This is a genomic window from Lacibacter sp. H407 (assembly GCF_037892605.1).
Classification (GTDB): Bacteria; Bacteroidota; Bacteroidia; order Chitinophagales; family Chitinophagaceae; genus Lacibacter.
Genome location: NZ_JBBKTU010000001.1, coordinates 2,043,327 through 2,067,558, shown reverse-complemented (window position 1 = coordinate 2,067,558; position 24,232 = coordinate 2,043,327). Strand labels below are relative to the sequence as shown.

At 40.0% G+C, this 24,232-nt stretch carries 20 protein-coding genes; 6 read left to right on the top strand and 14 right to left on the bottom strand.

Features of this window, described 5'->3' with window-relative positions; all coding sequences use genetic code 11:
• Positions 1 to 79 precede the first annotated feature (79 nt).
• The 4 genes from WG989_RS09000 to WG989_RS08985 form a co-directional block, all read right to left on the bottom strand.
• The gene (locus tag WG989_RS09000) at positions 80 to 835 is read right to left on the bottom strand and encodes a hypothetical protein (RefSeq protein WP_340428811.1); all 756 of its coding nucleotides are present in this window, start codon (positions 833 to 835) and stop codon (positions 80 to 82) included.
• A 208-nt stretch (positions 836 to 1,043) separates the two neighbouring features.
• Positions 1,044 to 1,790 carry a hypothetical protein gene (locus tag WG989_RS08995; protein ID WP_340428810.1) on the bottom strand — a complete coding sequence of 249 codons (747 nt, stop codon included), beginning with the start codon at positions 1,788 to 1,790 and terminating at the stop codon, positions 1,044 to 1,046.
• A gap of 115 nt (positions 1,791 to 1,905) precedes the next feature.
• A complete protein-coding gene (locus WG989_RS08990) occupies positions 1,906 to 2,643 on the bottom strand; it encodes a hypothetical protein (protein ID WP_340428809.1) in 738 nt (245 codons plus the stop codon).
• A gap of 209 nt (positions 2,644 to 2,852) precedes the next feature.
• Positions 2,853 to 3,611, bottom strand: coding sequence for a hypothetical protein (locus tag WG989_RS08985; RefSeq protein WP_340428807.1), 759 nt, complete (start codon positions 3,609 to 3,611; stop codon positions 2,853 to 2,855).
• A gap of 321 nt (positions 3,612 to 3,932) precedes the next feature.
• On the opposite strand from WG989_RS08985, the gene WG989_RS08980 reads away from it, so the two are divergent.
• The 5 genes from WG989_RS08980 to WG989_RS08960 all read left to right on the top strand — a co-directional run bounded on the left by WG989_RS08980 (position 3,933) and on the right by WG989_RS08960 (position 9,904).
• Complete coding sequence (locus WG989_RS08980; RefSeq protein ID WP_340428806.1) at positions 3,933 to 5,459, top strand: DUF8740 domain-containing protein; 1,527 nt, start codon at positions 3,933 to 3,935, stop codon at positions 5,457 to 5,459.
• 23 nt (positions 5,460 to 5,482) lie between these two features.
• Positions 5,483 to 6,244, top strand: a complete 762-nt coding sequence (locus WG989_RS08975) for a T9SS type A sorting domain-containing protein (RefSeq protein WP_340428805.1) — start codon at positions 5,483 to 5,485, stop codon at positions 6,242 to 6,244.
• A gap of 120 nt (positions 6,245 to 6,364) precedes the next feature.
• Complete coding sequence (locus WG989_RS08970) at positions 6,365 to 8,710, top strand: ABC transporter substrate-binding protein (protein ID WP_340428803.1); 2,346 nt, start codon at positions 6,365 to 6,367, stop codon at positions 8,708 to 8,710.
• Complete coding sequence (locus WG989_RS08965; protein WP_340428802.1) at positions 8,707 to 9,102, top strand: response regulator; 396 nt, start codon at positions 8,707 to 8,709, stop codon at positions 9,100 to 9,102. The genes WG989_RS08970 and WG989_RS08965 overlap by 4 nt, the downstream gene beginning before the upstream one ends.
• 196 nt (positions 9,103 to 9,298) lie before the next feature.
• Entirely contained in the window at positions 9,299 to 9,904 is a 606-nt protein-coding gene (locus WG989_RS08960; protein WP_340428801.1) for a hypothetical protein, read from the top strand.
• A 52-nt stretch (positions 9,905 to 9,956) separates the two neighbouring features.
• Here the strand turns inward: WG989_RS08960 and mnmE are convergent, their stop codons facing one another.
• The 6 genes from mnmE to WG989_RS08930 all read right to left on the bottom strand — a co-directional run bounded on the left by mnmE (position 9,957) and on the right by WG989_RS08930 (position 15,055).
• Positions 9,957 to 11,336 (bottom strand): tRNA uridine-5-carboxymethylaminomethyl(34) synthesis GTPase MnmE, encoded by a 1,380-nt coding sequence (gene mnmE / locus WG989_RS08955; RefSeq protein ID WP_340428799.1) that lies wholly within the window; start codon positions 11,334 to 11,336, stop codon positions 9,957 to 9,959.
• 39 nt (positions 11,337 to 11,375) lie between these two features.
• The gene (locus WG989_RS08950) at positions 11,376 to 11,843 is read right to left on the bottom strand and encodes an ExbD/TolR family protein (protein ID WP_340428797.1); all 468 of its coding nucleotides are present in this window, start codon (positions 11,841 to 11,843) and stop codon (positions 11,376 to 11,378) included.
• Positions 11,844 to 11,993: 150 nt separating this feature from the next.
• A complete protein-coding gene (locus WG989_RS08945; protein ID WP_340428796.1) occupies positions 11,994 to 12,821 on the bottom strand; it encodes an energy transducer TonB in 828 nt (275 codons plus the stop codon).
• Positions 12,822 to 12,873: 52 nt separating this feature from the next.
• Positions 12,874 to 13,422 carry an ExbD/TolR family protein gene (locus WG989_RS08940; protein ID WP_340428794.1) on the bottom strand — a complete coding sequence of 183 codons (549 nt, stop codon included), beginning with the start codon at positions 13,420 to 13,422 and terminating at the stop codon, positions 12,874 to 12,876.
• Positions 13,423 to 13,448: 26 nt separating this feature from the next.
• Complete coding sequence (locus WG989_RS08935; RefSeq protein WP_340428792.1) at positions 13,449 to 14,114, bottom strand: ExbD/TolR family protein; 666 nt, start codon at positions 14,112 to 14,114, stop codon at positions 13,449 to 13,451.
• Positions 14,115 to 14,200: 86 nt separating this feature from the next.
• Complete coding sequence (locus tag WG989_RS08930) at positions 14,201 to 15,055, bottom strand: MotA/TolQ/ExbB proton channel family protein (RefSeq protein WP_340428791.1); 855 nt, start codon at positions 15,053 to 15,055, stop codon at positions 14,201 to 14,203.
• Between the two features lie 304 nt (positions 15,056 to 15,359).
• On the opposite strand from WG989_RS08930, the gene WG989_RS08925 reads away from it, so the two are divergent.
• The gene (locus WG989_RS08925; RefSeq protein WP_340428788.1) at positions 15,360 to 17,930 is read left to right on the top strand and encodes a zinc-dependent metalloprotease; all 2,571 of its coding nucleotides are present in this window, start codon (positions 15,360 to 15,362) and stop codon (positions 17,928 to 17,930) included.
• Between the two features lie 81 nt (positions 17,931 to 18,011).
• On the opposite strand, the gene WG989_RS08920 is transcribed toward WG989_RS08925, so the two are convergent.
• The 4 genes from WG989_RS08920 to nuoL form a co-directional block, all read right to left on the bottom strand.
• Positions 18,012 to 19,292, bottom strand: coding sequence for an ABC transporter permease (locus WG989_RS08920; protein ID WP_340428787.1), 1,281 nt, complete (start codon positions 19,290 to 19,292; stop codon positions 18,012 to 18,014).
• Between the two features lie 173 nt (positions 19,293 to 19,465).
• Positions 19,466 to 20,845, bottom strand: coding sequence for an NADH-quinone oxidoreductase subunit N (locus WG989_RS08915; protein ID WP_340428786.1), 1,380 nt, complete (start codon positions 20,843 to 20,845; stop codon positions 19,466 to 19,468).
• A gap of 18 nt (positions 20,846 to 20,863) precedes the next feature.
• The gene (locus tag WG989_RS08910) at positions 20,864 to 22,300 is read right to left on the bottom strand and encodes a complex I subunit 4 family protein (protein ID WP_340428784.1); all 1,437 of its coding nucleotides are present in this window, start codon (positions 22,298 to 22,300) and stop codon (positions 20,864 to 20,866) included.
• A gap of 18 nt (positions 22,301 to 22,318) precedes the next feature.
• Positions 22,319 to 24,226 (bottom strand): NADH-quinone oxidoreductase subunit L, encoded by a 1,908-nt coding sequence (gene nuoL / locus WG989_RS08905; RefSeq protein ID WP_340428783.1) that lies wholly within the window; start codon positions 24,224 to 24,226, stop codon positions 22,319 to 22,321.
• Positions 24,227 to 24,232 lie beyond the last annotated feature (6 nt).

Below are 24,232 nucleotides of genomic sequence, written 5' to 3'. Positions count from 1 at the left end.
GGAAAACGGGTTGAAACGTAAAAGCCCGGAATAACCGGGCTTTGATCTCTGTATTCTTTCAAATCCAATATTGGTGATTTCAATAACTGTAACTGTATGTACCAGATGCATTATTGATCTGATCATTTTCAGTAATTTTCACGATGCGGCCAAGTGCATCGTATTGCTGCACAAATTTATAGTGACTACTGAGTGTGCCGTTGGCGTTGAATAATTTGTTTTCTGTGTACGGATTCCTGACTGTTTTTCCAAATAACGTATAAGACGGCCAGCGATAAAATGGTGTTTCAGGAACACTGGTCAGCTTTGTAACATCGTATTGTACCTCATAATTGTAAACATGCGACCCTTTATACCAATACTTTCCCGAAACAACATTTCCATTTGACCATGAATATTCACGATCGTAAACATTTCCGTTAAGCGGATACTCGTCTTTCATTTTCGTCATGTAGCCTTCTGCATTATACGTGAATGTAAGAATTTCTGACACCTTACCATCCGGCAGAGTCAACTTCATGGAAGTAATAGCACCGGCATTATTTAACACTGCCTCAAAGGTCGATTTTAGTTCACCTGTTGTTTTATTTTTTCTTTTCACCAACATAGAATTGCTTGAAGGATATGTAAACTCATCCATTTCGTTATTAAATGCAAACACACTAATTCTTCCCTTATCATCGTAAGCAATGGTGCGCATGCTTGAATAATTCGGTTCCTGGTATTCGATCTTTGTGATCTTTTGATTGGCTGGTTGTTGCGCAGGAGAATCTACACTCTTCTTACATGATGAGATAATAAGCAATGTTGCAAATGCAAAAAAAACCTTTTTCATAATTTTTGTTTTTAGATGTTTTTTAATTGATAGTGCAAAATGCAATCACAAACTGCCGGTAAAAAATAAATACAAGCTATCCGAGGGAATTTACAGTTAAGGTGTAGAAGAATCAATTTTATTTGTAAGCAGTGCTTACTTAAATCAGATGAGACAAAAACGTAAAAAGCCCTGCATGATGCAGGGCTTTGATTTTGCAACATTTCTCTTACTGAAAAGAAAAGGTGTAAGTTATTGTACCTTGCCCGTTTAATGAATAGATCATCGTTTTAATGTACCCTTCAGCATCTGTTGCGTAACTGAGATTAAGCTCAACAAAATGCTGTCCGGAAGCATCATAAAGTTTAACGTTTTTTAGCAGGTTTTTCGATTGCTTTCCAAATTGAGCATCGGTTACAAATTCTATTCGTTTAAAGTCAAACAGATCAAATTGAATCGGATTACTGAGGTTTGTGTAATAATCAAAAACAAACGAGCCCATTTTTATACCGCCTATATAAAGCGATATTGAAGTAAGGTTTCCGTTTTGGTAGTCGTATACAGATTTTTCGAAAGTATTTGAACTTGTTAGACTAATTGTCTGTTCAATAAGATAACCTTCGGCATTGTATTTAAATTCCTGTTTAGAGATTAGTGCACCTGATTTGTAACGCTCAAGTTTTGTAACCCTGCCCTGCGCATCCTGTACCGCATTTTTATATTCACTTACAGAACCCAATGCTGTTTTCTTAGCCGAGAAAGGAATACCGGGTTTATAACTTATGCTCATTTCGTTATTTTTAAACGATAGCAGTTTGCGATCGTTTGCATAAAACATTGTCCATTCACTTTGGCCGGGAGCTGAAACAGAAATAAGATTCTTTTTAAATGCAGATATTGTATCTGCGGGTGCTTTGTCTTTTTTACAACTGCTGAAAAATGCAGCAAGAAGTCCGAATAATACTAATCTTTTCATTTTGTTTTTTTTAGATGTTTGTAAATTAATTTGCCAGTTAACACACTTTACAGATTTATGTAATCGTAAAATTGTTGAATACAGATTGACTTGATTATAAAAGGATACATAACAGTTATTCAAATTTGAATGTGTATTTCACATTATAATTATTTGCTTTCTCATCTAGCGAAACAGGATATCCTTCCGCATCAAGTATAAAATTGAATTGTGTTTCTGTAAAGACGTTTCCGTTTTTATCCAATACTTTATACTTTTTGATAAGATTTTTGCTGAATTTCCCGAATTGATCATCTGTAATATGGCCAATTTGATTAAATTCATACCAATCCAGCTGAAGAGGATTTAATGTGTTGAGGTCATATTCATACAGGTATGTATTTGTAAGCTGACCATTAGAATGGTTTGTGATTTTTACAAGATTTCCATTTTCATAAAAAAAGAAAAGTTCTGTTTTGCTTACTGCGCCATCTTTACTCCAGGAAGCTTTTGTAAGATAACCATCAGGGGAATAGTTCAGTTCAACTTTTGAAAAGAGTATTCCATTCTGGAATCGTTCCGCATAAATAATCTTTCCGGAAGCATTGCGTACTGTATTTTTTAAATCATAAACATTACCGCTGCTTAAATATGTATGTTTTGATTCAAAGGCCTTTTGCTGCTGATAAACAGTAGTGGTGAACTTTCCTGATGCGTTAGTAATAAGCCCCGCATTGTTATATGAAAAGTTATAATAACCGCCATTTGAAAGTTTCATTTCTGTTAGCTTTTTGTTGAAAGCTGTTGTTTGTTTGTCTTTTTTACAGGATAACAGTACTACTGCCGCTGTTACTGCGATGATTAGATGTTTCATAAATTTTAACTGATGTTTTAATTAATACTGTAAAAATGCAATTACAAACAGCCTGCAAAAATTTTATATCATCAATGCGAAAGAATTTGCAGTTAAGGTGTAGGAGAATAGATTTTATCTGTAACCAGTTTTGTTTATAAGTGCTGTTAGATATATCGCAAATAAAAAAAGCCCGGTTGAAACCGGGCTGCCGTACCAAGAGAACTGAACTATTGAAAAATGAAATTGTACTTCCTTATCGCTTCGTTACTGGTTTCAATCTCCATCGACTTCACATATCCATCTGCATCTGTCTTATAGATGTATTGAAATGCTATCCCTACCTGTTCATTGGGGATCACTGCCTTTATACTTTTTACAAGGTTTTTCGATTGTTTACCAAACTGTGCATCGGTTATAAATCCGATCTGCTTGAAATCAAAGAGATCAATGGCCACAGAATTGAAACGGTTATTATCGTATTCCATTAGTAATGTGGATTTCAGTACCGCATCTTCGTATTCCTCTATCTTAACCAGGTTACCCGCATCATACGTATAAATAAACTCCTGAACTATACCGGACCCTTCAACACTTAGCTTTCGCTTACTTAAAAATCCATCGCTGTTGTAAGTAAACTCTATGGTGGCTTCGGCAACATCCGCACTGAATTTTTCGAGTTGAATAATTCTGTTGTGTACATCCCGTTGCGCATGCTTATAGATAATTTTTTTGTTGGTCTCTTTCAACAACTCAGTAAGAAAATGATCGCTGCCGGGTTTGTAATAATAAACAGCAGTTCCTGTTGTATGTACAAGCAGCTGCCCATGCTCATCGTATAACAAATTGAACGTTTCGCCATGATCGGTGAGGATAGTTGCCGGTTGTTTTGCAGCAACAGGTGTTATATCTGTCACAGGTGTTATTCTGCTCTTTTTGCAATTCAACAGCAACAATGCCGCTGCCAGAAAAACAATAACCAATTTCATAGATTCTGTTTTGAGGCTGTAAAAATGCATCGTCGGCTGTGCGAATAAAAATAGAACTGAGTCAACGGTAAGTTTTGTTTATTCAAAGGTGGCAAAAGTCAAATAGAGTGCTTATACTTAATCGAAGCAATCGATTATTGACTTCTGTCTTGCATTACTACGTTCAACATTTTTTCAATAAACTATTCAACTGTCATTTTCTACTATTCAAAAGCAAACCCCCACACCAACAGGAGATAAGTTTTTAAATAGGTTGATTGTTTTCCATTTTTGATCCGTCAAACAAAAAATCATTTCATCATCAACACAAAACATCTATTTATGAAACAGTTTTTCACTTCAATTTTTTTACTATTATTTACGGCAGCTGTCTGGGCACAGGCTCCGCAGGCAATCAACTACCAGGGCGTTGCCCGCAATGCAAGTGGTGTAGCTTATGCGGGGCAACAAATCAATGTAAGATTATCAATTCATACAGGTACGCCTGAAGGAAACATTGAATACAGTGAAACACGCAGTGTAACTACCAACCAGTTTGGTTTATTTAATGTACAGATCGGCAGTGCAGGCGCATCTGCAATTCAGGGAAATTTTACAACCATCAACTGGGCAGCAGGTGCAAAATTTTTACAAACAGAAATAAGTGTAAATGGCCAGCCGTATGCAAATCTTGGCACTACACAAATGATGAGTGTGCCGTTTGCTATACACAGTTTACAGGCAAAACAGTTGGTCTTTCCATTCGACACAACTGTAAACAGCAATTCTTCACCGGTTTTTACGATTAAAAATAACGCTGTGGGTCAACTTCCGGCGATTAACGGAGAAAGTATTAACGGCGTTGGTATTGTTGGTGTGTCACAAACAAAAAGTGGTATTTCCGGCTACAGCTATACAACGGGAGTGGGTGGTGTAACAGGTGTAAACGGAACAATGGGTGGCTATGGAGTTCATGGATATACATCCGGATCAAATACAACGGGAGCTGGAGTTTTAGGACAAGCTTTGAATGGCTCGGGAATAAAAGGAGAAACTGCATTTGGTAACGGTATTTTTGGTGTTGCAACAGCCGAGGGAACAGGTGTTCGTGCAATGGCTAACGACCTGGGGTATGGTGTGTATTCTTCAGCTGGTAATGGTACTGCAATCTTTGGTATTGCTACAGGTAATTCAGGAGTAGCGGGGAAGTTTTTTCAAACAAACTCGGGAGGCAAAGCACTGGAAGTTGTAGGAAATGTAAAAATAAGCGGAGGCAATACAAACCCAAGTGCTGGTAAAGTATTAACAAGTGATGCTGCTGGTAATGCCACTTGGCAAAATTTACCACCCGCACCTACAGCTCCGCCTAAAGTTGCTTTTAAAGTTTCAGGGGTTTATCCCGGCGGACTTAATAATTACAGTGAAATTAACTGGTTTAAAGTTTTCTTTAATAATGTTGATTATGATTATGGAAACACGATTAGTGTTGGTGGTACAGCGGCAAATTCTGTTTTCACAGCACCTCACAGCGGTGTATATCATTTTGATGCCTCTGTTGGCATTAGATCCGATGGCGTTGTTGGCTGGGCTGAATTAGTTCGGGTAAACAGTACCGGACAAATAAGCAGCTTGAAGGTTTCCGCTTATGCTGAAACATTGATGGATAACCCTGACAATATTGGTCAAAGACAAAACTATTCCGTAAGTACCGATGCAAAACTTTCAGCCGGTGATAAAGTTTATGTACGATTCAGATGGTTCAATGGTGAATTTAATGATCCTGAATTAACAGGTGTATCAGCATCACAGGGCGGTGCATCGTATGTAAATGTTACACAGTTTTCAGGACACCTGGTATTTGCAGATTAATAAAGACCAATAAATCAGAAAAAATGAAATCAACTTTTTTGTCTGCTACACTATTGGTTATGATTGTTTTTTCAAAAGCCCAAACAATTCAACCAACCGTATTAAACAGCAGCGGCTCATCTGGCATAGCCAATAACATTCACTTTGAATTTAATCTCGGCGAAAGCTTTACAACAACCATCGGCAATGGAACTTTTATTACACAAGGTTTGTTGCAACCGATAACACTTGCACAAGCCCCTCTTCCTGTTCTCGGCCTCGAATTCAATGCCAAACGCATCAACAACAGTAAGGTGCAACTCGATTGGAAAACGGTGCAGGAAATCGACAACAAAGGTTTTTATGTGGAGTGGAAAAAAGAAAACGAAATCAACTTTACCCAACTCCACTTTGTAAAATCGGCAGCGCCCAATGGTAATTCATCATCACCACTTAACTATTCGCATGTTGATGCAAACGACTTCAGAGGTAAAACCTATTATCGTTTGAAGCAGGAAGATATTGATGGTAAGTTTATGTATTCAATTGTGCGGTTAGTAAATGGAAATAATGGAAAAGTGATTTCAATGAAAGCATGGCCCATTCCATCCACAGGGCCTGTAAACATCAGTGCAGACGGGATAGAAAACGATGTATTATTCGTATTTGATAACAACGGACGGTTGATGAAACAGCTAACCATAACGGCACAAACACCTGTTCAACTCACAGGACTTGCACCGGGTACTTACATTGTAAAACTTGGTTCGCAAAAAGAGCTGTACCAGAAAATAATTGTACAGTAGAAAAAAGAGGCACAATAACGTGCCTCTTTTTTATTTGGCTGCAATAGGAATAAAACAACCCCAACTATATCTGCAGCTTATTCAACACAATCGCAAAAAATAGATTTTTCGGGTACTCTTATGCCTGCAGTAAACAAAAAATTAATCGAAAACTACAGTTTAAATAATTTTTATATCCGTAACTTAGGAGAGATTGGAGCACGTTTGACTAAAACCAAAACCCAACTGTTACTACTAAAACCAATATCATTTATTGCTAAGTTGATGATGTATGGAACATTGATTTGCGTTACAAGCAAATCTGTTTCTGCTGCTGACAGTATCCGTATTCATCTGAAATGGTGGCATCAGTTTCAGTTTGCAGGTTACTATGCAGCTCAACTCAAAGGGTTTTATACCGATGAAGGGTTAAACGTAAAAATTATTCCTGCCGACAAAGATCATCCGCCTGTTGCAGCGGTACTCAATGGTACTGCTGATTTTGGCATTACCGGTTCTGATCTCATTCTCAACCATGCGATGGGACAAAAGATAGTGGTGCTTGGCACTGTGTTTCAGCACTCACCCTACACCGTTATTTCACCTGCTGCGGCAAATATTAATTTTCCATCTGATCTCATAGGAAAAAAGATCATGGCTTCACAGGATCAGGGATGGGTACAGCTGCAGGCGTTGTTCTTGAAAGAAGGTATCCCATTAGATTCTCTGCGGGTTATTCCTCATACCTGGAACAATGCCGATCTTTTGAATGGCCATGCTGATGCAATGACAGGCTACATTTCTGTAGAGCCCCGTCAATTGGAACTCACCGGTATTAAAGTAAACACAATTCTTCCTGTAAATTATGGGATCGATTTTTATGGCGACTTGCTGTTTACCACACAGGAAATGGCGAAAGAAAACCCTTTGCTTACAGAAAAAATAAGAAAAGCCAGTTTTAAAGGATGGGATTATGCATTGGCACACCCCGAAGAAATTGCTGAATATATTTTAACACTGCCCGGCGTGAAAGAGCGGAATGTTAGAAGAGAAGCATTGCTGTTTGAAGCGGCAGAAATGAGAAAGCTGATCCTTCCAATGTTTGTGGAGATCGGGCATCAGAACGAAGGCAGATGGCAGCATATACTTGATGTACATAAATCACTTGGAATTATTGATTCCGCTGTTACATTGGACGGATTTATTTACAATCCCGGCAAATCAGAATCAGGACGATTGTGGCGCATTATATTCATCAGCGGTATTGTAACCGCATTTATCATTACAATGTTCTTTGCATATGGCATTACCCTTCGCAAAGCAGTGCGTAAGCGAACACGTGAATTAGAGCTGGAGGTAAAAGAACGAACACGTGCACAGGAACAACTGCTCATTAATAAAGAACGATTAAAAATGGCGGTGCAGGCTGCAGGCATTGGCATTTGGGACCTTGATCTTGACAACGATACTGTTTCTCTGGGCGATTCATTTGCAACAAATCTTGGATACGATTCAAATGAGCTTGCAAACGACAGGAATTTTTTACGTTCACAGGTTCACCCGGATGATTTGCCAGAATTAGCCCAAACATTTCGAGCTCAAATTGAAACATCAATTGAAAGTCCTGGTATTATCATACGTTTAAAAACAAAATCAGGGGAATGGAAATGGTGCCTGCTGATCAGCAGAGTACTGAAAAGAGATCATAAAAACCGGGCTACACATTTAACAGGCATCTACCTGGATGTGGATGATCTGAAGAAAAAAGAAGTTGAATTGAGCGACTTGTCTTCTACTTTATTGAAACGAAATAGTGAATTACAACAGTTTGCATACATCACCTCTCACAATCTTCGGTCGCCTGTAGCAAATTTATTGAGCCTTACACGATTATTTAAAAAAGATGAACTGGGTGAAATAAACAGCTCCTATTTTTCAAAGATCACAGAGTGTGTTTTTATTCTGCATGAAACATTGAATGATGTAAATGAAATACTTTCCTTTCGCACTGCAGCAGAAGAAAAGCCCGAAACTGTACAATTAGAACAACTACTCAAAACAGTAATTACTTCAATTGGGGAATGGATACAACGAACAGAAACGAAGATCACGCATGAATTTGCGGTGCAGGAAATTGCATTTCCAAAACGAATTCTGCATAGTGTATTTCAGAATCTTATTACGAATGCCATCAAATACAGAAAACCCGGTTCAATAGCCGAAATACATATTACCACAACAGAATCAAAAGATTCGTATACGATCGCTTTTACTGATAACGGCTCAGGTATCGATCTGGAAAAGTATGGCGCTAAAATGTTTCAGCTTTTTCAGCGTTTTCATACTGGTGTCGATGGTAAAGGAATGGGACTGTATATTGTAAAATCACAACTTGAATCGCACAACGGCAGTATCCATGTAAGCAGCAAAAAAGATCACGGTACCGTATTTACCATCACCCTGCCAAAAACACCTGGAACAATATGAGCAAGGGGAATAAACATATTCTTTTGATTGATGATGATGAGATCAATAATTTTCTGAGCAGGGAAATTATCAGCATGTATATGCCTCTCACAAAAATTGATTCGTTTACCAACCCTGAAGAAGCGCTGGAATACATTCGTGAAAAATTAAAACTACAACAACCGCTGCCCGATATTATTCTGCTGGACATCAATATGCCATTGATGGATGGATGGGAATTTCTGAAAGCAATTGACAAACTTGAACAACGAAATCATTTTAACACAACTGTGTATTTGTACACTTCTTCCGTGTATCACGAAGACAAACTAAAAGCAAAAAACTTTTCCATCGTAAAAAAACTATTCACCAAGCCACTTACGGCTGAAGCAATTGAAGAAATGGACAGATAGTCTTGTTGTTTCGTATCTTACATATTCTACTATATTATTTCTGTTGCATTTCGCTTAGATCCTGAACTTGCAATTTCTGTTTTACGCTTCAACATTCGTTTACCACATTTCGATCTATTTGTACTGCATCTCAGTCAGTAATATTTTATGCTGCTATTTAACTGTTGCATTTTTACAATGTTAAACTGATATGAACATGCTGCTATCTATGATTTTACAGGATACTCAAAACAGAAAACACCGGAATGCATGGTCAATGCTGCTGAAAAACTCCTTTTCGATCTTTAAACAAGCGTTGCAGGTACCGACGGGTTTACTGCCGGTACTTTCTTCGCTGTTGTTGATCCTTTTTTTCTCTGCCTGCTCGATGAATAAAACTGCAGGTGTAAAAAAAGATCTTACAACCGGTCTTACTTCTACATATCAAAACATGGAGTTGGAGAAAGCAATACTGATGATGAATAATGAAATACTGAATCATACAGATATTCCGATTGGTGAAAGTTTTCTCCTCATCAATGAAAATGTAACGGGTATGCAGGAGAAAGATGGAAAGGTTTCTGTTGGCTGTTCCCTTCGCATCAGCGATGAAAACGGGAAAGTGCTGTTTCAGGATAAAGATCTGTTTGCAGGTAATGATGTATTTGAAAAAGAGGAAGCAACAAGATTAAAATGTACCATCAATACCGGCAAGCCCATGGAATGGGAAAAGAATTATAACATACAAGTGATTTTTTGGGATAAATATGGCGATGGGAAAATTGTGAACGAATGTACCATCCGGAGTATCGACATTCCCTGACCGTCTCATGCAGTTGTTTTGGTTTCAGCGTTGCTTATATTGGCGACGCTTTTTACTTTCCGATACAGAACTTACTGAAAATATAATCCAACCGGTCTTCATTGGTGATCTCTCCGGTGATCTCTCCGAGAAAATGCAAACATCGTCTGATGTCCAAGGAAAGCAGATCCCCTGAAAGTTTATTATCAAGTCCTGCTTTTATATCAACAAGCGATTTTTCTACTTCCTGTAACGCTGCATAATGCCTGGCATTGGTAACAATCGTATTCTCCGGCTGAATGGTTCCCTGTACAATTTTATCAACCAACCTTTCTTTCAATACATCAATGTGCTTATTTGATTTGGCAGCTATAAAAAATACGCCATCGCCTGAAAATTTTTGTTGTGCATTTTCTTCTCCCAGCAGATCAACTTTATTGCCGATCAACAAGTAACTTTTATTCTGCTCCTGCACTTGCTGTAATGCCGTTTCTAACTCAGCTTGTGATTCACTGTTCACATCAAACAGGTAAAGAACAAGATCGGCCTGCTGCATTTTTTCCATACTCTTTTCAACACCGATCACTTCAATTGCATCTGTACTTTTACGGATGCCTGCTGTATCAATTAAACGAAATAAAATTCCGTTGATATTGATGATCTCTTCAATCGTATCCCTCGTTGTACCTGCTATTTCACTTACAATAGCACGGTTTTCATTGAGCAGTGTATTCAACAACGTGGATTTGCCTGCGTTGGGTTTGCCCACAATAGCAACACTTACACCGTTCTTGATCACATTCCCTAACTGGAACGATTGCAAGAGGTCGGTAGTTACTTTTTGTGATCGGTGAATGAGTTCGTAAAATTTTGTACGGTCGGCAAACTCCACATCTTCCTGCGAAAAATCAAGCTCCAGTTCGATCAATGCAGAAAATGTGATCAGTTGTTCCCGCAATTCTTTTAATACCAATGAAAAACCGCCACGTATATTATGCAGCGCTGTTTTTTGCGATGCTTCTGTATTACTGGCTATAAGATCGGCCACTGCTTCCGCCTGAGTAAGATCAAGCTTGCCTTTCAAAAAAGCACGTTGTGTAAATTCACCCGGCTTTGCCAAACGTGCTCCGTGCTTTACAAGTGTGTTGATGACTTGTTCCTGTATAAATGGAGACCCGTGACAGGAAATTTCGATCACATCTTCGCCGGTATAACTTTTCGGATTTTTAAATAACGACACTACTACTTCGTCCAACACATGTTCTCCATCTTTCAACAACCCAACATGAATCGTGTGTGATGCTTGTTTTGACAGATCCTTCGAAGGGAATAATTGATTAACGATGTCAATTGTTTTTGGTCCGCTTAAACGGATCACTCCAATTGCCCCAACACCGTGCGGAGTAGCCAATGCAACGATCGTATCATCCCAGCCTACTAATTTTCCAAGCATAATGCAAAAATAGCCCGATGGAAGAGAATAGCCACATCCCTAATTTGCTTTATCCTGCAACAGCACATATTTTTTAATACCGGTGATGGTCATTTCATCCAATACATCCACCATTTCTTTGTAATTCGTTTGTGATGTTGGTTGAATGAGCACGGTGTATTGTTCATCAGAACCGAGTTGTTCAATGATACGTTCTCGCTTTTCAAGCAAATGCTTACGCAACGATTGTTGCTGATACAAATGTGTGCTGCCCTTGGTCAATACATGTGCTTCACTGCCTTCCAGATAATCAATACGTCCGTTTTCCAATAGGGTTAGTGTAATGGTTGCAGATAAGGGTGCCTGCGTTTCTATACCATCTTCCGGCATATGCAAACCAAATGCCTTTGGCTCCATTAAGGAAGTAGTAAAAACAAAAAAGGTAATGAGCAAAAATCCAAGGTCAACCATTGGTGCAAAGTCGATGCGGACGGCCCGTTTGTCGTTTGTATTTTCTATTGCAGACATAAGCGTTGTTTTATACTGAGATGATAACAACAACAAAATCCATAACAACAAAAAATTTTTACTGTCAACAAAAACCGTCGGACAAAAACAAAAATCCCCATCGGAAAAACCGATGGGGAACTTGCTTGTATATTCCTTCTTGAAAAGGTCTTAGGGTTGTTCGTCTGGCAGACGGAACGTAATTTTTTGACGACGCCATGCTTTTACCTGACGGCCGTTTTGAATAGCGGGAATCCATTTAGGTCCTTTGCGGATCGCATCTGTTGCAATACGTGCAAGTACCGAACCTTTCATGGTTAATGCTTCTACATTACTTACGTTACCTTCTCTGTCCACGATGAATTGAACCTCACATGTACCAGCCTGACCATCATCAACGAGGTCGTCAATATTTTTTTCAACGGCACGTTGTACATATTGGTTCCATTTACCTTCACCACCGGGAAACTGGGCTTCCACTTCCACTTTGGTAAATACCTGGTTGGGATCTTCTTTTGGAGCTTCCACTACTTTTGTTTCTTCTTCCACTTTAGGAGGATTCACAATTTCGGGATCCTTAATACCTTCCTGGTCAATTTTACCTACGTTGGTAATTTCTTCCTGTTCCTTCACTTCGTTTTTCTCTTCAAACTTTTCGTCTTCAACGATTTTTGGAGGAGTAAACTTGGTGATCTCAATTTTTGGTGGCTCCTGCTTAGGAGGTGGCGGGGGTGGCGGTTCAATTTTAACCGGCTCTTCCTGCTTAATCTCTGAAAGAGTAACATCGGTTGACTTAACCTTTGTTTTCTCATTGGCCGATACGCTGCGGCTCACGATCACCGCTACAAAGATCAACAAGGCCAATCCGGCCGTAATTGCCAATGCAGTTGTTAACCGCTTGCGGTAGTTTCTGCGGAGTTCATAAGCACCATATTCCTTATTCCTGCCATCGAACAGGATGTCGAGAAAATCGGCGCTTAATATTTTGTTTACTTCCATAATTAACGGTTTTAATATTAGATGCTGCAATCAGAAAATTCCATACGTACCATTACTTGCCACCGGCAGGAGTACCTTCGGTAACGCCAATCAAGGCATTTTCACCCTCGGCAATATCCACTACTGCATAACGCTTAATTTCCAGGATCTGCATTTCATCCAGCATATCTACTACGTTTTTGTAACTGGCCTGTTCATTTGGTTTAATGATCACTACGAAATCTTTTTCCGGAGTGTTGGCCTTTTTACGCAGGAGCTCTGCACGGATTTCCTTGAAATTGGACGACTTAAAGTTTTTTCCTTCAGCGTCTAACTGGCCTTCGTAGAAATACACATGATTTTCTTTACTGAGCAATACCGTAAACGCACCCGAAGCTTTTGCTTCTGTTTGCTCTTCGTCCTTGGCAGTATCGTCAGGAACGTTCAGCTTAAACGCTTTGGGCGTGCTCATTGTCGTTGTAAACACGAAGAAAGTGATAAGCAAGAATCCGAGATCCACCATGGGTGTCATGTCCACCTTGGTATCCTTACGGGTTTGTTTCTTGACCCCCGGGCCTTTTTTATGACCCCCACCTTCCGGTGCTGATACATCTGCTCCCATTGTTCAGTGATTTAATGTTAACTAAATTATTTTTTATTCTGTGTTTTGTACAAAGGTGTGCCCGAAGGAACCCCTTCTAGCGATGTTACCAACTTAAACGAGAAAATACCATTCTTTTTAAATGCAGCTAATACATTTTTGAAGTAGGGATATTTTGTTGCGTTATCGCCATTTAACATCACATTTGCCGGGCGACGGCCGCCGGTTCCGGTTAACATTGCACCCAGATAATCGTTCAACTGATTGTTCAATGTATCTGATACAGGTATACCGGGCTGTTGAAACGACTTGTACTCATCATCACTGAAAGCCAGAAAGCTTTTCAGATTTTGAACGGGTACACCGATACCGCCTACCGAGAATTTGATAAAATTGGAAATTTCAGTTGGTGTAAGACCCAAGCCTTTCTGCCGGCTGAGCACCTCTGCTGTAAGCTGGGCTTTTTCTTTGCCATCCTTATCGTTACTAAAACTGATGAATACTCTTCCGTCCTTATCAAACGATACTTTTAAAACATCTTTATCTTTCACGTTCTCAGAAGAAACCGACTTTGGATTCTCAATTTTAACCACTTCAGGTGGCTTAAATTTTGTTGCCAGCATGAAGAACGACAGGATAAGGAACGCTACGTCCACAAAGGCCGTCATATCCACCCATGTACTCTTCCTGGCTATTTTATTGAGTTTAGACATTACTTGAAAGTTTTGAAATATGAAGATTCAATTTCAGCTAAATTCCACACCATCATTCCGATTATTTTTTCGGAAGATTGGTTTGATTATTTATACTGAGTAGCAAAACTCTGTGTTAATGTGAAACTTGTTTCGTCGATACCGTATGTGATCGAATCGATTTTTGTTGTAAAGATATTGTACATGATGAGGGCGAACGACGAAGTGGCAATACCCAAAGCTGTGTTGTACAAGGCTTCAGAGATACCAAGGGCCAAGGCACCTGCATCACCACCACCACCTTCTTTACCAAGAGCGGCAAATGAACGGATCATACCTAATACCGTACCCAACAAGGCGATCAATGTACCGAGTGAAGTGATGGTAGATAAGAACACGAGGTTCTTTGAAAGCATTGGCAATTCAAGTGCGGTAGCTTCTTCTACTTCTTTTTGAATAGCGCCTACTTTTTGATCATGATCCAAATCTGTTGCAGATGTCATTTCACGATACTTTCTTAAACCTGCCTTCATTACGTTTGCAACAGAACCTTTTTGCTTGTCGCACTCTGCCAAAGCAGCATCAACATTTTTATTAGCAAGATGATATTGCACTTTGCGGATAAAATCAGTTACGTTACCTGCACCCATTGCCTTGCTGATGGTAAGGAAACGCTCAATAGAAAATACAAATACCATTAAGAACAATCCGATCAGAAACGGTACAATGATACCACCTTCATAAATCGCATTCAATGCACCTTTTGGTTTGTGATGTTTCGGCCAGAACCAACCTTCCGTTGCGGGCTCATCAAAACCACTTGGGTTACCTAAAATAAAACGCCAGATAGAGTAACCGGCAATGATACACACGATTGGTGCGATCCACGAAATAACGTTGCTGCTCTGCTTTGCTTGACCTGAAGTTGCAGCCTTTGCTGCCGTTGGTTTAGTTTCAGCCATGACAATTGATTTTTTGGTTTTTAATTAAGTAAGTTTTTAAAATCTTTAATAGTGGTACAATTCTATGAAATTTTCCTTTTCAAAAAATCAAACCATTTCCCTCATGCAGGGTGGCACAAGTTAGGGAAATATTTATTTTCCGCAACTCCCAAACATTTTAATTTTTTCTTTTCTCTATCAATCGTTTGCACCATTTATCACAATTCGCCGTCTGTCCTTAACTTTTTCCACTCGTTGGTTGTATAACTCAGGTTTCGGTTATTCCAATTACCTTCAATCGATTTTTTTAAACCCCATAAAAAGTATGATGAAAAATGTAAAATCGTTATGCCTGCTCGTTTTCCTGAGCGGTGCTTTAACTACTGTGGCACAAAACAGGCCCGGCAACCCGCCAACCGGCAATGGTACACAACCTCCAACCGGTATGATGCCCCCGGCGGCTCAACGTCCAACTGCAGGGCCAAAGCCATACAAAGAAGTAATCACCGATAAAGCCAAAACCGACGACGGTTTATTTAAGGTGCACACGGTTGACGACAAATCGTATTTCGAACTACCAGATTCTTTGCTGAACAGAGATATCCTTATTGTTACACGTATTTCAAAATCGGCAAGCGGCCTCAGCAATGGCTTTTCTGGTTATGCAGGTGATATTGTAAATAACAACGTGATCCGTTTTGAAAAAGGCCCGAATAACCGGGTGTTTTTAAGAAGAGTTTCTTACGATCAACGTGGAAGCGATGCAGAAGGCATGTTCAATGCGGTTGTGAATTCAAACATTCAACCCATTATGCAGTCGTTTGCAGTAAGTGCCTATGGCAGAGATTCGGTTACCAATACACGTTCTACTGTTATTGATATGACAGAATATATTGCTGGCGATAACGATGTATTATTTTTTAATACAGGTTCCAAAGCAAGTCTTCAATTGGGCGCTATTCAATCCGACAAATCTTATACCGTTGGTATCAAGTCATACCCGATGAATGTTGAAATTAAAACGGTAAAAACATTCGGCCGTGGTGCTGCTGCCCCCGGTGCACAAACAAATCCGTTTGCTGCTGCTGCCCGTAGTGCAAACTTCACATTGGAATTAAACAGCTCAATGTTATTGTTGCCAAAAACACCTGCAAAGCCTCGCTATTTCGATCCACGAGTTGGTTTCTTTACAAGACGCTATACCGATTTCGATGCAAACCCACAGGGTGTAAAAGAAATTCAAATGGCGGTTCGCTGGAAACTCGAACCAAAAGATGAAGACATCGAAAAATACAAGCGTGGCGAATTGGTGGAGCCTAAAAATCCGATCATTTATTACATCGATCCTGCAACACCTAAAAAATGGGTGAAGTATTTGATCGATGGTGTAAACGACTGGCAGGTTGCGTTTGAAAAAGCAGGATTTAAAAATGCCATCATGGGTAAAATGGCTCCTACAAAACAAGAAGACAGTACCTGGAGTTTGGAAGATGCACGTTTCAGTGCCATTGTTTATAAACCAAGTGAAGTTGCGAACGCAAGCGGACCAAATGTACACGATCCACGCAGCGGACAAATTCTGGAAAGTCATATCAACTGGTATCACAATGTAATGAGCCTTTTACGCAACTGGTATTTCATACAAACAGCTGCTGTTGATCCGGGTTCACGCACAATGGTGCTCGATGATGATTTAATGGGACAGTTGATCCGTTTTGTATCATCACACGAAGTTGGTCATACATTAGGCCTTCGTCATAACTATGGTTCTTCTTCAACAGTTCCTGTTGACAGCCTTCGTAATAAAGCATGGGTTGAAGCAAATGGCCATACGCCATCTATTATGGATTATGCACGTTTCAACTACGTAGCACAACCGGAAGATAATATATCAAGACTGGGCTTGTTCCCACGTATTGGTGATTATGATAAATGGGCGATCGAATGGGGTTACCGCTGGATGCCTGATTACAAAACAGCAGAAGCAGAAGTTCCTGTGTTGCAAAAAATGACCACTGAGCGTTTGAAAAACAAACGTCTTTGGTTTGGTACAGAAACAAATCCTGACGATCCACGTTCACAAAACGAAGATTTGGGTAACGATGCAATGAAAGCAAGTGGTTATGGTATCAAGAACCTGCAACGTATTGTGCCGAACTTAATCAACTGGACCAAACAACCAAACGAAAGCTATGAAGGTTTGGATGAAATGTACAATCAGGTGCAAACACAATTCGGACGTTACATGGGTCATGTTGCAAAAAACATTGGCGGTATTTATGAAACACCAAAAATGACTGAGCAAGCAGGACCTGTGTATGAGTTTACGCCAAAAGCAACGCAAAAAGAAGCAATGAATTTCTTAAACCAGCAGTTGTTTGCAACCCCAACCTGGTTGATCAATAACGATATCTTCAGCCGTACAGGTATCAATCCGCAGATCATAATTGCAAACAGACAGGAATCTGTTTTGAATCGTATCATCAGCGGATCAACCATGACCAAACTGTTTGAAGCAGAAGCTACATTAGGTAACAGTGCATACAAAGCAACAGAAGTAATGGACGATCTTCGTCGTTCGATCTTCAGCGAAGTGTATACACGTAAAGCAACCGATGTATATCGTCGTAATCTGCAGAAAATGTTTGTAGAACGAATCATTACTCTGTTACCGGGTGGGGCTTCTCCGCTAACACTTGGTGGCATTGGTATTTCATTCCAGGTTTCACCTTCATTGAATATCAAGAATACCGATGCTTACTCAATTCTGAAAGGAACATTGCGTACGCTGAAGAATGATATTAAAGTTGCATTGCCTCTTACTACAGATGCAATGACGAAACTGCACTTGCAGGATTTGAGCGATCGTATCACCAATATTCTTGAACCAAGATAAGGAACAAGTGTTGATCATTATAAAAAGAGAGCCGCTTCATTTGAAGCGGCTCTCTTTTATATTTGAACAGATGCATTCAATTTACTCATAGCGTAATGCAGTAATGGGATCCAATTTCGATGCTTTCATAGCAGGATATAAACCTGCCAGTAAACCGGTAACAAAACAGATCAGCACACCCGCAATGATCCAGAGCCAGGGCACTATAAATCCTGTTTTTAAGAATACCGCTGCAAGGTTACCAACAGAAATTCCCAATACGATACCAAAGAAAGCACCGAGCAAACTGATGAGAATGCTTTCCCATAAAAACTGTGTACGGATGGTTCCACTTTTTGCGCCCAATGATTTTGATAATCCGATCTCACGTGTACGTTCGCTCACCGCCACCAGCATAATATTGGTTAAACCAATTGCCGCTCCAATAAGTGTAATAATACCAATGACCATGGCGGCTAAACGCACATACCGTAATGTATTTTTCAGTGTTTCAACAATGCTGTCACTTCGGTCCACATAAAAATTATCAGCTTCTTTAATATTGAGCTTACGAGCCTGCCTGAACACACCGGTGGCTTCTCCCACTGCCGCATCCATTTGTTTAAAGTCGTTTGCCCTGATGGTGATGCTGTAGCTTCCGGTGCTGCTGAACACCCGGCGAACGTTGTTGTAAGTAATGAGCGCAAGATTGTCCAACGATAAGAACGAACTTGCACCTCTTGCTTTTAAAACGCCGATGATCCTGTATCGGTTTGATCCGATACGGATCAATTTTCCGATGGCATAATTTGCCCTTCCCTTAAATAATTTTGTTGCCAGATCGCTTCCAATGATCACCACATTCCGTCCACTCTCCACATCCAGTTTATTAAAATCTCTCCCCTGGTCTAACACATACCCGCTATTGATCAGGTAATTTTCATCGCCACCGATCACCCGTACGGTAGGGTTTGTTTTTTGATCTTCAAACACAACGGTTGCATTTCCGCTGGCAAACTTTGAAATACTTACCGTTGCAGGAAATCCAAACTGATTTTTAAAACGGCGTGCTTCTTCAAAGCTGATCACCCGGTCGAGATTTGAGTTTCGTTCACGATTACCGCCTTTCTTTGATTTAGTCAGATCGGTACGGGAGCGGTTGCCACCGAAACGGATGTTACGTTCCTTAAAACGAATGCTGAATGAATTAGCTCCCAGTATCGAGAAGTTCTCATACAAACTCTGGTTCATTGCTTCGATGGCCGTAATAATGCCAATAAGCGCCATAATACCAAATGCAATAATTGAAACGGTAATACCTGTCCGTAACCTGTTGGATCGAATGGTGCGCCAGGCAAGCCGTAAAATGTCAGAGAATGTCATATTGAATAGATGATAAAAACAGAAGTTTGTTTTCAAACGTTCTATTTCACTCCGAAATTAAGAAAGCCTGCACGAAAAACAAGTTCTTTCTATGAGTGGTTGCCCTGCACTACGTAAACGGGCACTTCACCTGAAGAATGAAAAAAGCGACAAATAAATACCGTCACTGAAACTTAATAGATCGTGAGCCAGTTGAGCAAGATGCTTGGGTACACACCTAACAGAATAATAACGGCTGCCACAACAATCAACAAACCTTTAAAGGGAGCAGATACTTCCAATTCCTGCCCTTCACCTTCTTTGAAATACATTGCCTGGATCACACGGAAATAATAGTACACACTCACAGCTGCCATTACAACTGCGAAGATCACCAACCACAAGTAAGTACCTGTTTTAACAGCTGCTGCCAGCACAAAATATTTAGCGAAGAAACCGGCGGTTGAAGGAATACCTGCCAGAGAGAGTAAACAAACAGTTAATACCAATGCTACCAACGGTTGCTTTTTAGCAAGGCCATTGAAACCATCGAACGTATAATCTTTCATTTTCACCAACACGGCAAATATGCCGATAGTAGCAAAACAATAAGCAGCTGCGTACAACAACAATCCTTGTTTCGACATGTCGTTAATAGCAAACACCGCAAACATCATAAAGCCTGCCTGTGCAATACTGGAGTAGGCCAACATACGCTTTACGCTTTGCTGATAAACCGCCGTAATATTTCCAATGAACAAGGTTAATGCCGTTATAATAGCGATCGTCATTTGCCAGTTAGCTGTTTTATCGCCAAAGGCATTTGCAAATAAATTCAGGAATCCAATGAACACCGCTGCTTTTACAATGGTTGCCATGAAAGAAGTGAATACGGTTGGTGCACCATCGTACACATCAGGCGTCCAAAAATGAAACGGAGCTGCTGATACTTTAAAGGCTAATGCTACCATGATCATTACAATGCCGATCAACATGAAGACCTGATAATCATCCTGTGCAGTTACCAATAATTGTTCCAACTGGAAAGAACCTGTTGCGCCATAAAGAAATGCAATACCCATGAGCATGATACCTGTTGAGAATGATCCCATAAGGAAATACTTCAATGCAGCTTCATTGCCCTTGAGGTTTCGTTTATCGGACCCTGTAAGAATGTATAAAGGAATAGAAATGATCTCAATACCAATGAAAAGAATCAGCAGGTTATTGAACAAGGCCACTAAACCTGCACCACTCATGACAAAAAAGATCAAAGCAAAATATTCAAACGGATGATTGCCCACGGCTTCTACATCTTTACCGCTGAGCAGGATGTACATGATAAGCGCAAGCACAAGAACAGTTAAGAACAACAAACCAAAACGTTCGTATTGCAGCATACCATTAAAGTTGCTGTCGATGATCATTTTGCCGGAAAGATCAAAAAAGTTACCAATCAGTAAAGCGATCGATCCAATCAATGCAACAGTTTTTGCAGACGATTTGTCTTTTAAAAACAAACCGCTGAACATCATCACAATACCCCAAATCGCCGAAATTAAAATCAGGTTCATCGTTCTTCGTTGAATAAATTATTTAAACACACTCAGTATCAAGGTCACAGTATCTGTAGTTAATTCAAATACCGGTTTGGGATAAACTCCCATTACAAAAATGGCCACAACAATTACAGCAAGACTTGCTTTTTCAAACCATGTAATATCTTCTCCCTTTGCTGTTAATGTATTTTCGTTGCCGTAGAATACTTTCTGGATCATACGCAACGTATAGATCGCACTCAGAATAATGCTCAATCCGCCAACTGCTGCATACCAAACATTGAATTTGAACAAGCCGTTGAACATTAAGAATTCACCAATGAATGCATTGGTGAGTGGCAATGCCACGTTTGCTAAGGCAACAATCACCAACAAAATAGTCAAGCCCGGAGCTTTCTGCGCCAGTCCACCCAACTCGCTCATCTTGCGTGTACCGAACCTGCGTTCGATCAATTCAATTACGATCCACATACCTAACACATTCACACCATGACTGAACAACTGGATCATGGCACCTTGCAAACCGCTTTCGTTGTTTACAAATAATGCAGCGGCCATCAAACCAATATGTGCAATGGAAGAATAAGCGATCAAACGTTTAATATCATCTTGCTGCATGGCAAGAATGCTGGCGTAGATCATACCGATCACACTTAAACCAATCACTACATTATCATATTGCACAGCAGCATCGGGGAACAACGGCAATAACCAACGGATCACTGCAAATAAACCCATCTTCACCATCAATGCACTCAACACCATTGTTACAGCTGTTGGTGATTGCTCGTATGTATCGGGCTGCCATGTATGAAAAGGAAACACAGGCATCTTAACCGCAAATGCAATAAAGAATAACCAGAACAACCAGGATTGTTGATCGCCGCTCAATTTCACTGCATACAATGATTGCATAGAGAATGATAGATCAGCGGTTTGATAGTACATGTACAACAAACCAACCAACATCAACAGTGAACCTATGAATGTATAAATGAAGAATTTGAATGTAACTGCAATTCGTTTTTCACCACCCCATTTGCTGCAGAGAAAGTAAACAGGTATTAATGCCAACTCCCAGAAGAAGTAGAATAACAATCCATCAGCGGCAAGAAATACACCCGTGATGCCCGCTTGCGCCAGTAACATCAATCCATAAAAACTATTGGGTGATGCATAACTGCTTTTCCATGTAGAAGCAAAGATGATGGGATAACAAAGTGCGGTAAGGAAACAAAGTAATGTGCTTGCACCATCCATTTGTAAAGCAAATGATGAGCCAAGCATCGGTAACCATTCTGCTGTAAAGCTTCTGCCAGCTTCATCATGCATCAACAGGTTAACACTCATTGCTGCCAACGTAACCAACGATACCACAAAGCTCCACAGCTTTGCCTGGCTTTCCTGTTTCACAAAAAATGTAACAAGACCACCAATTAACGGAACCAATATCAACAATAATGCAGTCATAAACAGTTTTAACCCGATTTATTTAAGGATTGTAATTGTGATCACAAATAATATTAAAATACCCAACACCATCCAGAGCACATAAGAACCAACTTGTCCGCTTTGCATTAAACGCAATTGACGACCTCCCCACTGTACACTCTTGCCAACACCATTTACAATTCCATCGATACCACTCTTCTCAATAAAACGATTGGCGAATACGCCCAAACCATTCAATGGTTTTGTGATGATGCTGTTGTACAATTCATCTACATACCATTTGTTGGCCAATACTTTTCCAAAACCTTCTGCTTCGCCAGTTTCTGGTTTTTTACTGAAGCGATTCAACGCATAAAAAATGGAAACAACAATGAGCGTTATACTCACAGCTAATAAAATATATTCAGTTTTATGATCAACGTGATGTGCTTCTGCAATTTCTGTTGATGCTTTAAACACAGGCGCTAAATAATGTTCCAGCTTATGTGCATCAGCCGCAAACAATTCAGGAATACCAACAAAACCTGCAACGATCGCTAACACTGCCAGCACCACTAACGGCATCGTCATCTGCCAGGGACTTTCATGTAAGTGATGTTCCTGTTCATGTGTGCCACGGAATGTACCTCTGAAGGTCATTGCATATAAACGGAACATATAGAACGCAGTCATCAATGCACCTGCTAAACCAATTACATAGTAAACTGGGTTCGCAGCAAATGCATGTACCAAAATTTCATCTTTTGAAAAGAAACCACTGAACGGAGGAATACCGGCGATGGCAATACAACCGGCTAAGAATGTCCAATGTGTTGTAGGAAGTTTTTTCGCCAGGCCACCCATTTTACGAATGTCTTGCTCGTGATGCATGGCATGAATAACAGAACCTGCACCTAAGAACAACAATGCTTTGAAGAAGGCATGTGTCATTACATGAAACACTGCACCTGTGTAAGCACCTACACCTAAACCAAGGAACATATAACCTAGCTGACTTACTGTAGAATAAGCCAGTACTTTTTTAATATCGTTTTGTTTGAGGGCAATTGTTGCAGCAAGAATAGCTGTTGCCAAACCTATTACTGCCACTACTGTTTGTGAAACAGGAGCAAGCGTGTACAAAATGTTACTGCGTGCAATCATGTAGATACCTGCGGTAACCATCGTTGCAGCATGGATCAATGCAGATACAGGTGTTGGACCAGCCATCGCATCGGGCAACCAAGTGTACAAAGGAATTTGTGCACTCTTACCTGTAGCACCAACAAACAATAACAAGGTGATTACAGTTAAAATAGCTGTATCTGTTCCTTGTGCATTAGCAAATACCTCACTGTATGTTAATGACCCAAACTGTTGAATGATGAAGAATAAGCCCAACAAAAATCCAAGATCACCAATCCTATTCATCACAAAGGCTTTGCGTGCTGCATTGCCGTATTCGTTATTCTTAAACCAATAACCGATGAGTAAATAAGAACAAAGACCAACACCTTCCCATCCAATAAACATGATGAGGTAGTTAGCACCCAACACCAGCAACAACATGCTAAACACAAACAGATTCAGGTAAGCGAAGTAGCGTGCATAATGATGCGGCGCTTCTTCGTGCATATAAGAAGTGGAATACACGTGAATCAAAAAACCAACACCGGTGATGATCAACAGGAATAAAGCAGATAACTGATCAACCTGGAAAGCAAACGGAATGTTGAGTCCGGCTACATTAATAAACTCAAACAGGTTTACTGTTGTTGCTATAAAACCTTCTGCTCTTGTTTCGTTAAAGATCAACAGGCTCACAATAAACGACGCAAGAATTACTCCACTGCCGATAATGCCGCTGAGCGATTTGCTTAAATTTTTTCTTCCCAATCCATTGATCAAAAAACCAATCAACGGAAACAATGGAACCAAATAAACCAGGTCAATAATACTCTTCATAATATT

Excerpts from the sequence above, each read along its gene's own strand:
- WG989_RS09000 (WP_340428811.1), bottom strand. The coding sequence starts at position 835 with ATGAAAAAGGTTTTTTTTGCATTTGCAACATTGCTTATTATCTCATCA.
- WG989_RS08995 (WP_340428810.1), bottom strand. The coding sequence starts at position 1,790 with ATGAAAAGATTAGTATTATTCGGACTTCTTGCTGCATTTTTCAGCAGT.
- WG989_RS08990 (WP_340428809.1), bottom strand. The coding sequence starts at position 2,643 with ATGAAACATCTAATCATCGCAGTAACAGCGGCAGTAGTACTGTTATCC.
- WG989_RS08985 (WP_340428807.1), bottom strand. The coding sequence starts at position 3,611 with ATGAAATTGGTTATTGTTTTTCTGGCAGCGGCATTGTTGCTGTTGAAT.
- WG989_RS08980 (WP_340428806.1), top strand. The coding sequence starts at position 3,933 with ATGAAACAGTTTTTCACTTCAATTTTTTTACTATTATTTACGGCAGCT.
- WG989_RS08975 (WP_340428805.1), top strand. The coding sequence starts at position 5,483 with ATGAAATCAACTTTTTTGTCTGCTACACTATTGGTTATGATTGTTTTT.
- WG989_RS08970 (WP_340428803.1), top strand. The coding sequence starts at position 6,365 with ATGCCTGCAGTAAACAAAAAATTAATCGAAAACTACAGTTTAAATAAT.
- WG989_RS08965 (WP_340428802.1), top strand. The coding sequence starts at position 8,707 with ATGAGCAAGGGGAATAAACATATTCTTTTGATTGATGATGATGAGATC.
- WG989_RS08960 (WP_340428801.1), top strand. The coding sequence starts at position 9,299 with ATGCTGCTATCTATGATTTTACAGGATACTCAAAACAGAAAACACCGG.
- mnmE (WP_340428799.1), bottom strand. The coding sequence starts at position 11,336 with ATGCTTGGAAAATTAGTAGGCTGGGATGATACGATCGTTGCATTGGCT.
- WG989_RS08950 (WP_340428797.1), bottom strand. The coding sequence starts at position 11,843 with ATGTCTGCAATAGAAAATACAAACGACAAACGGGCCGTCCGCATCGAC.
- WG989_RS08945 (WP_340428796.1), bottom strand. The coding sequence starts at position 12,821 with ATGGAAGTAAACAAAATATTAAGCGCCGATTTTCTCGACATCCTGTTC.
- WG989_RS08940 (WP_340428794.1), bottom strand. The coding sequence starts at position 13,422 with ATGGGAGCAGATGTATCAGCACCGGAAGGTGGGGGTCATAAAAAAGGC.
- WG989_RS08935 (WP_340428792.1), bottom strand. The coding sequence starts at position 14,114 with ATGTCTAAACTCAATAAAATAGCCAGGAAGAGTACATGGGTGGATATG.
- WG989_RS08930 (WP_340428791.1), bottom strand. The coding sequence starts at position 15,055 with ATGGCTGAAACTAAACCAACGGCAGCAAAGGCTGCAACTTCAGGTCAA.
- WG989_RS08925 (WP_340428788.1), top strand. The coding sequence starts at position 15,360 with ATGATGAAAAATGTAAAATCGTTATGCCTGCTCGTTTTCCTGAGCGGT.
- WG989_RS08920 (WP_340428787.1), bottom strand. The coding sequence starts at position 19,292 with ATGACATTCTCTGACATTTTACGGCTTGCCTGGCGCACCATTCGATCC.
- WG989_RS08915 (WP_340428786.1), bottom strand. The coding sequence starts at position 20,845 with ATGAACCTGATTTTAATTTCGGCGATTTGGGGTATTGTGATGATGTTC.
- WG989_RS08910 (WP_340428784.1), bottom strand. The coding sequence starts at position 22,300 with ATGACTGCATTATTGTTGATATTGGTTCCGTTAATTGGTGGTCTTGTT.
- nuoL (WP_340428783.1), bottom strand. The coding sequence starts at position 24,226 with ATGAAGAGTATTATTGACCTGGTTTATTTGGTTCCATTGTTTCCGTTG.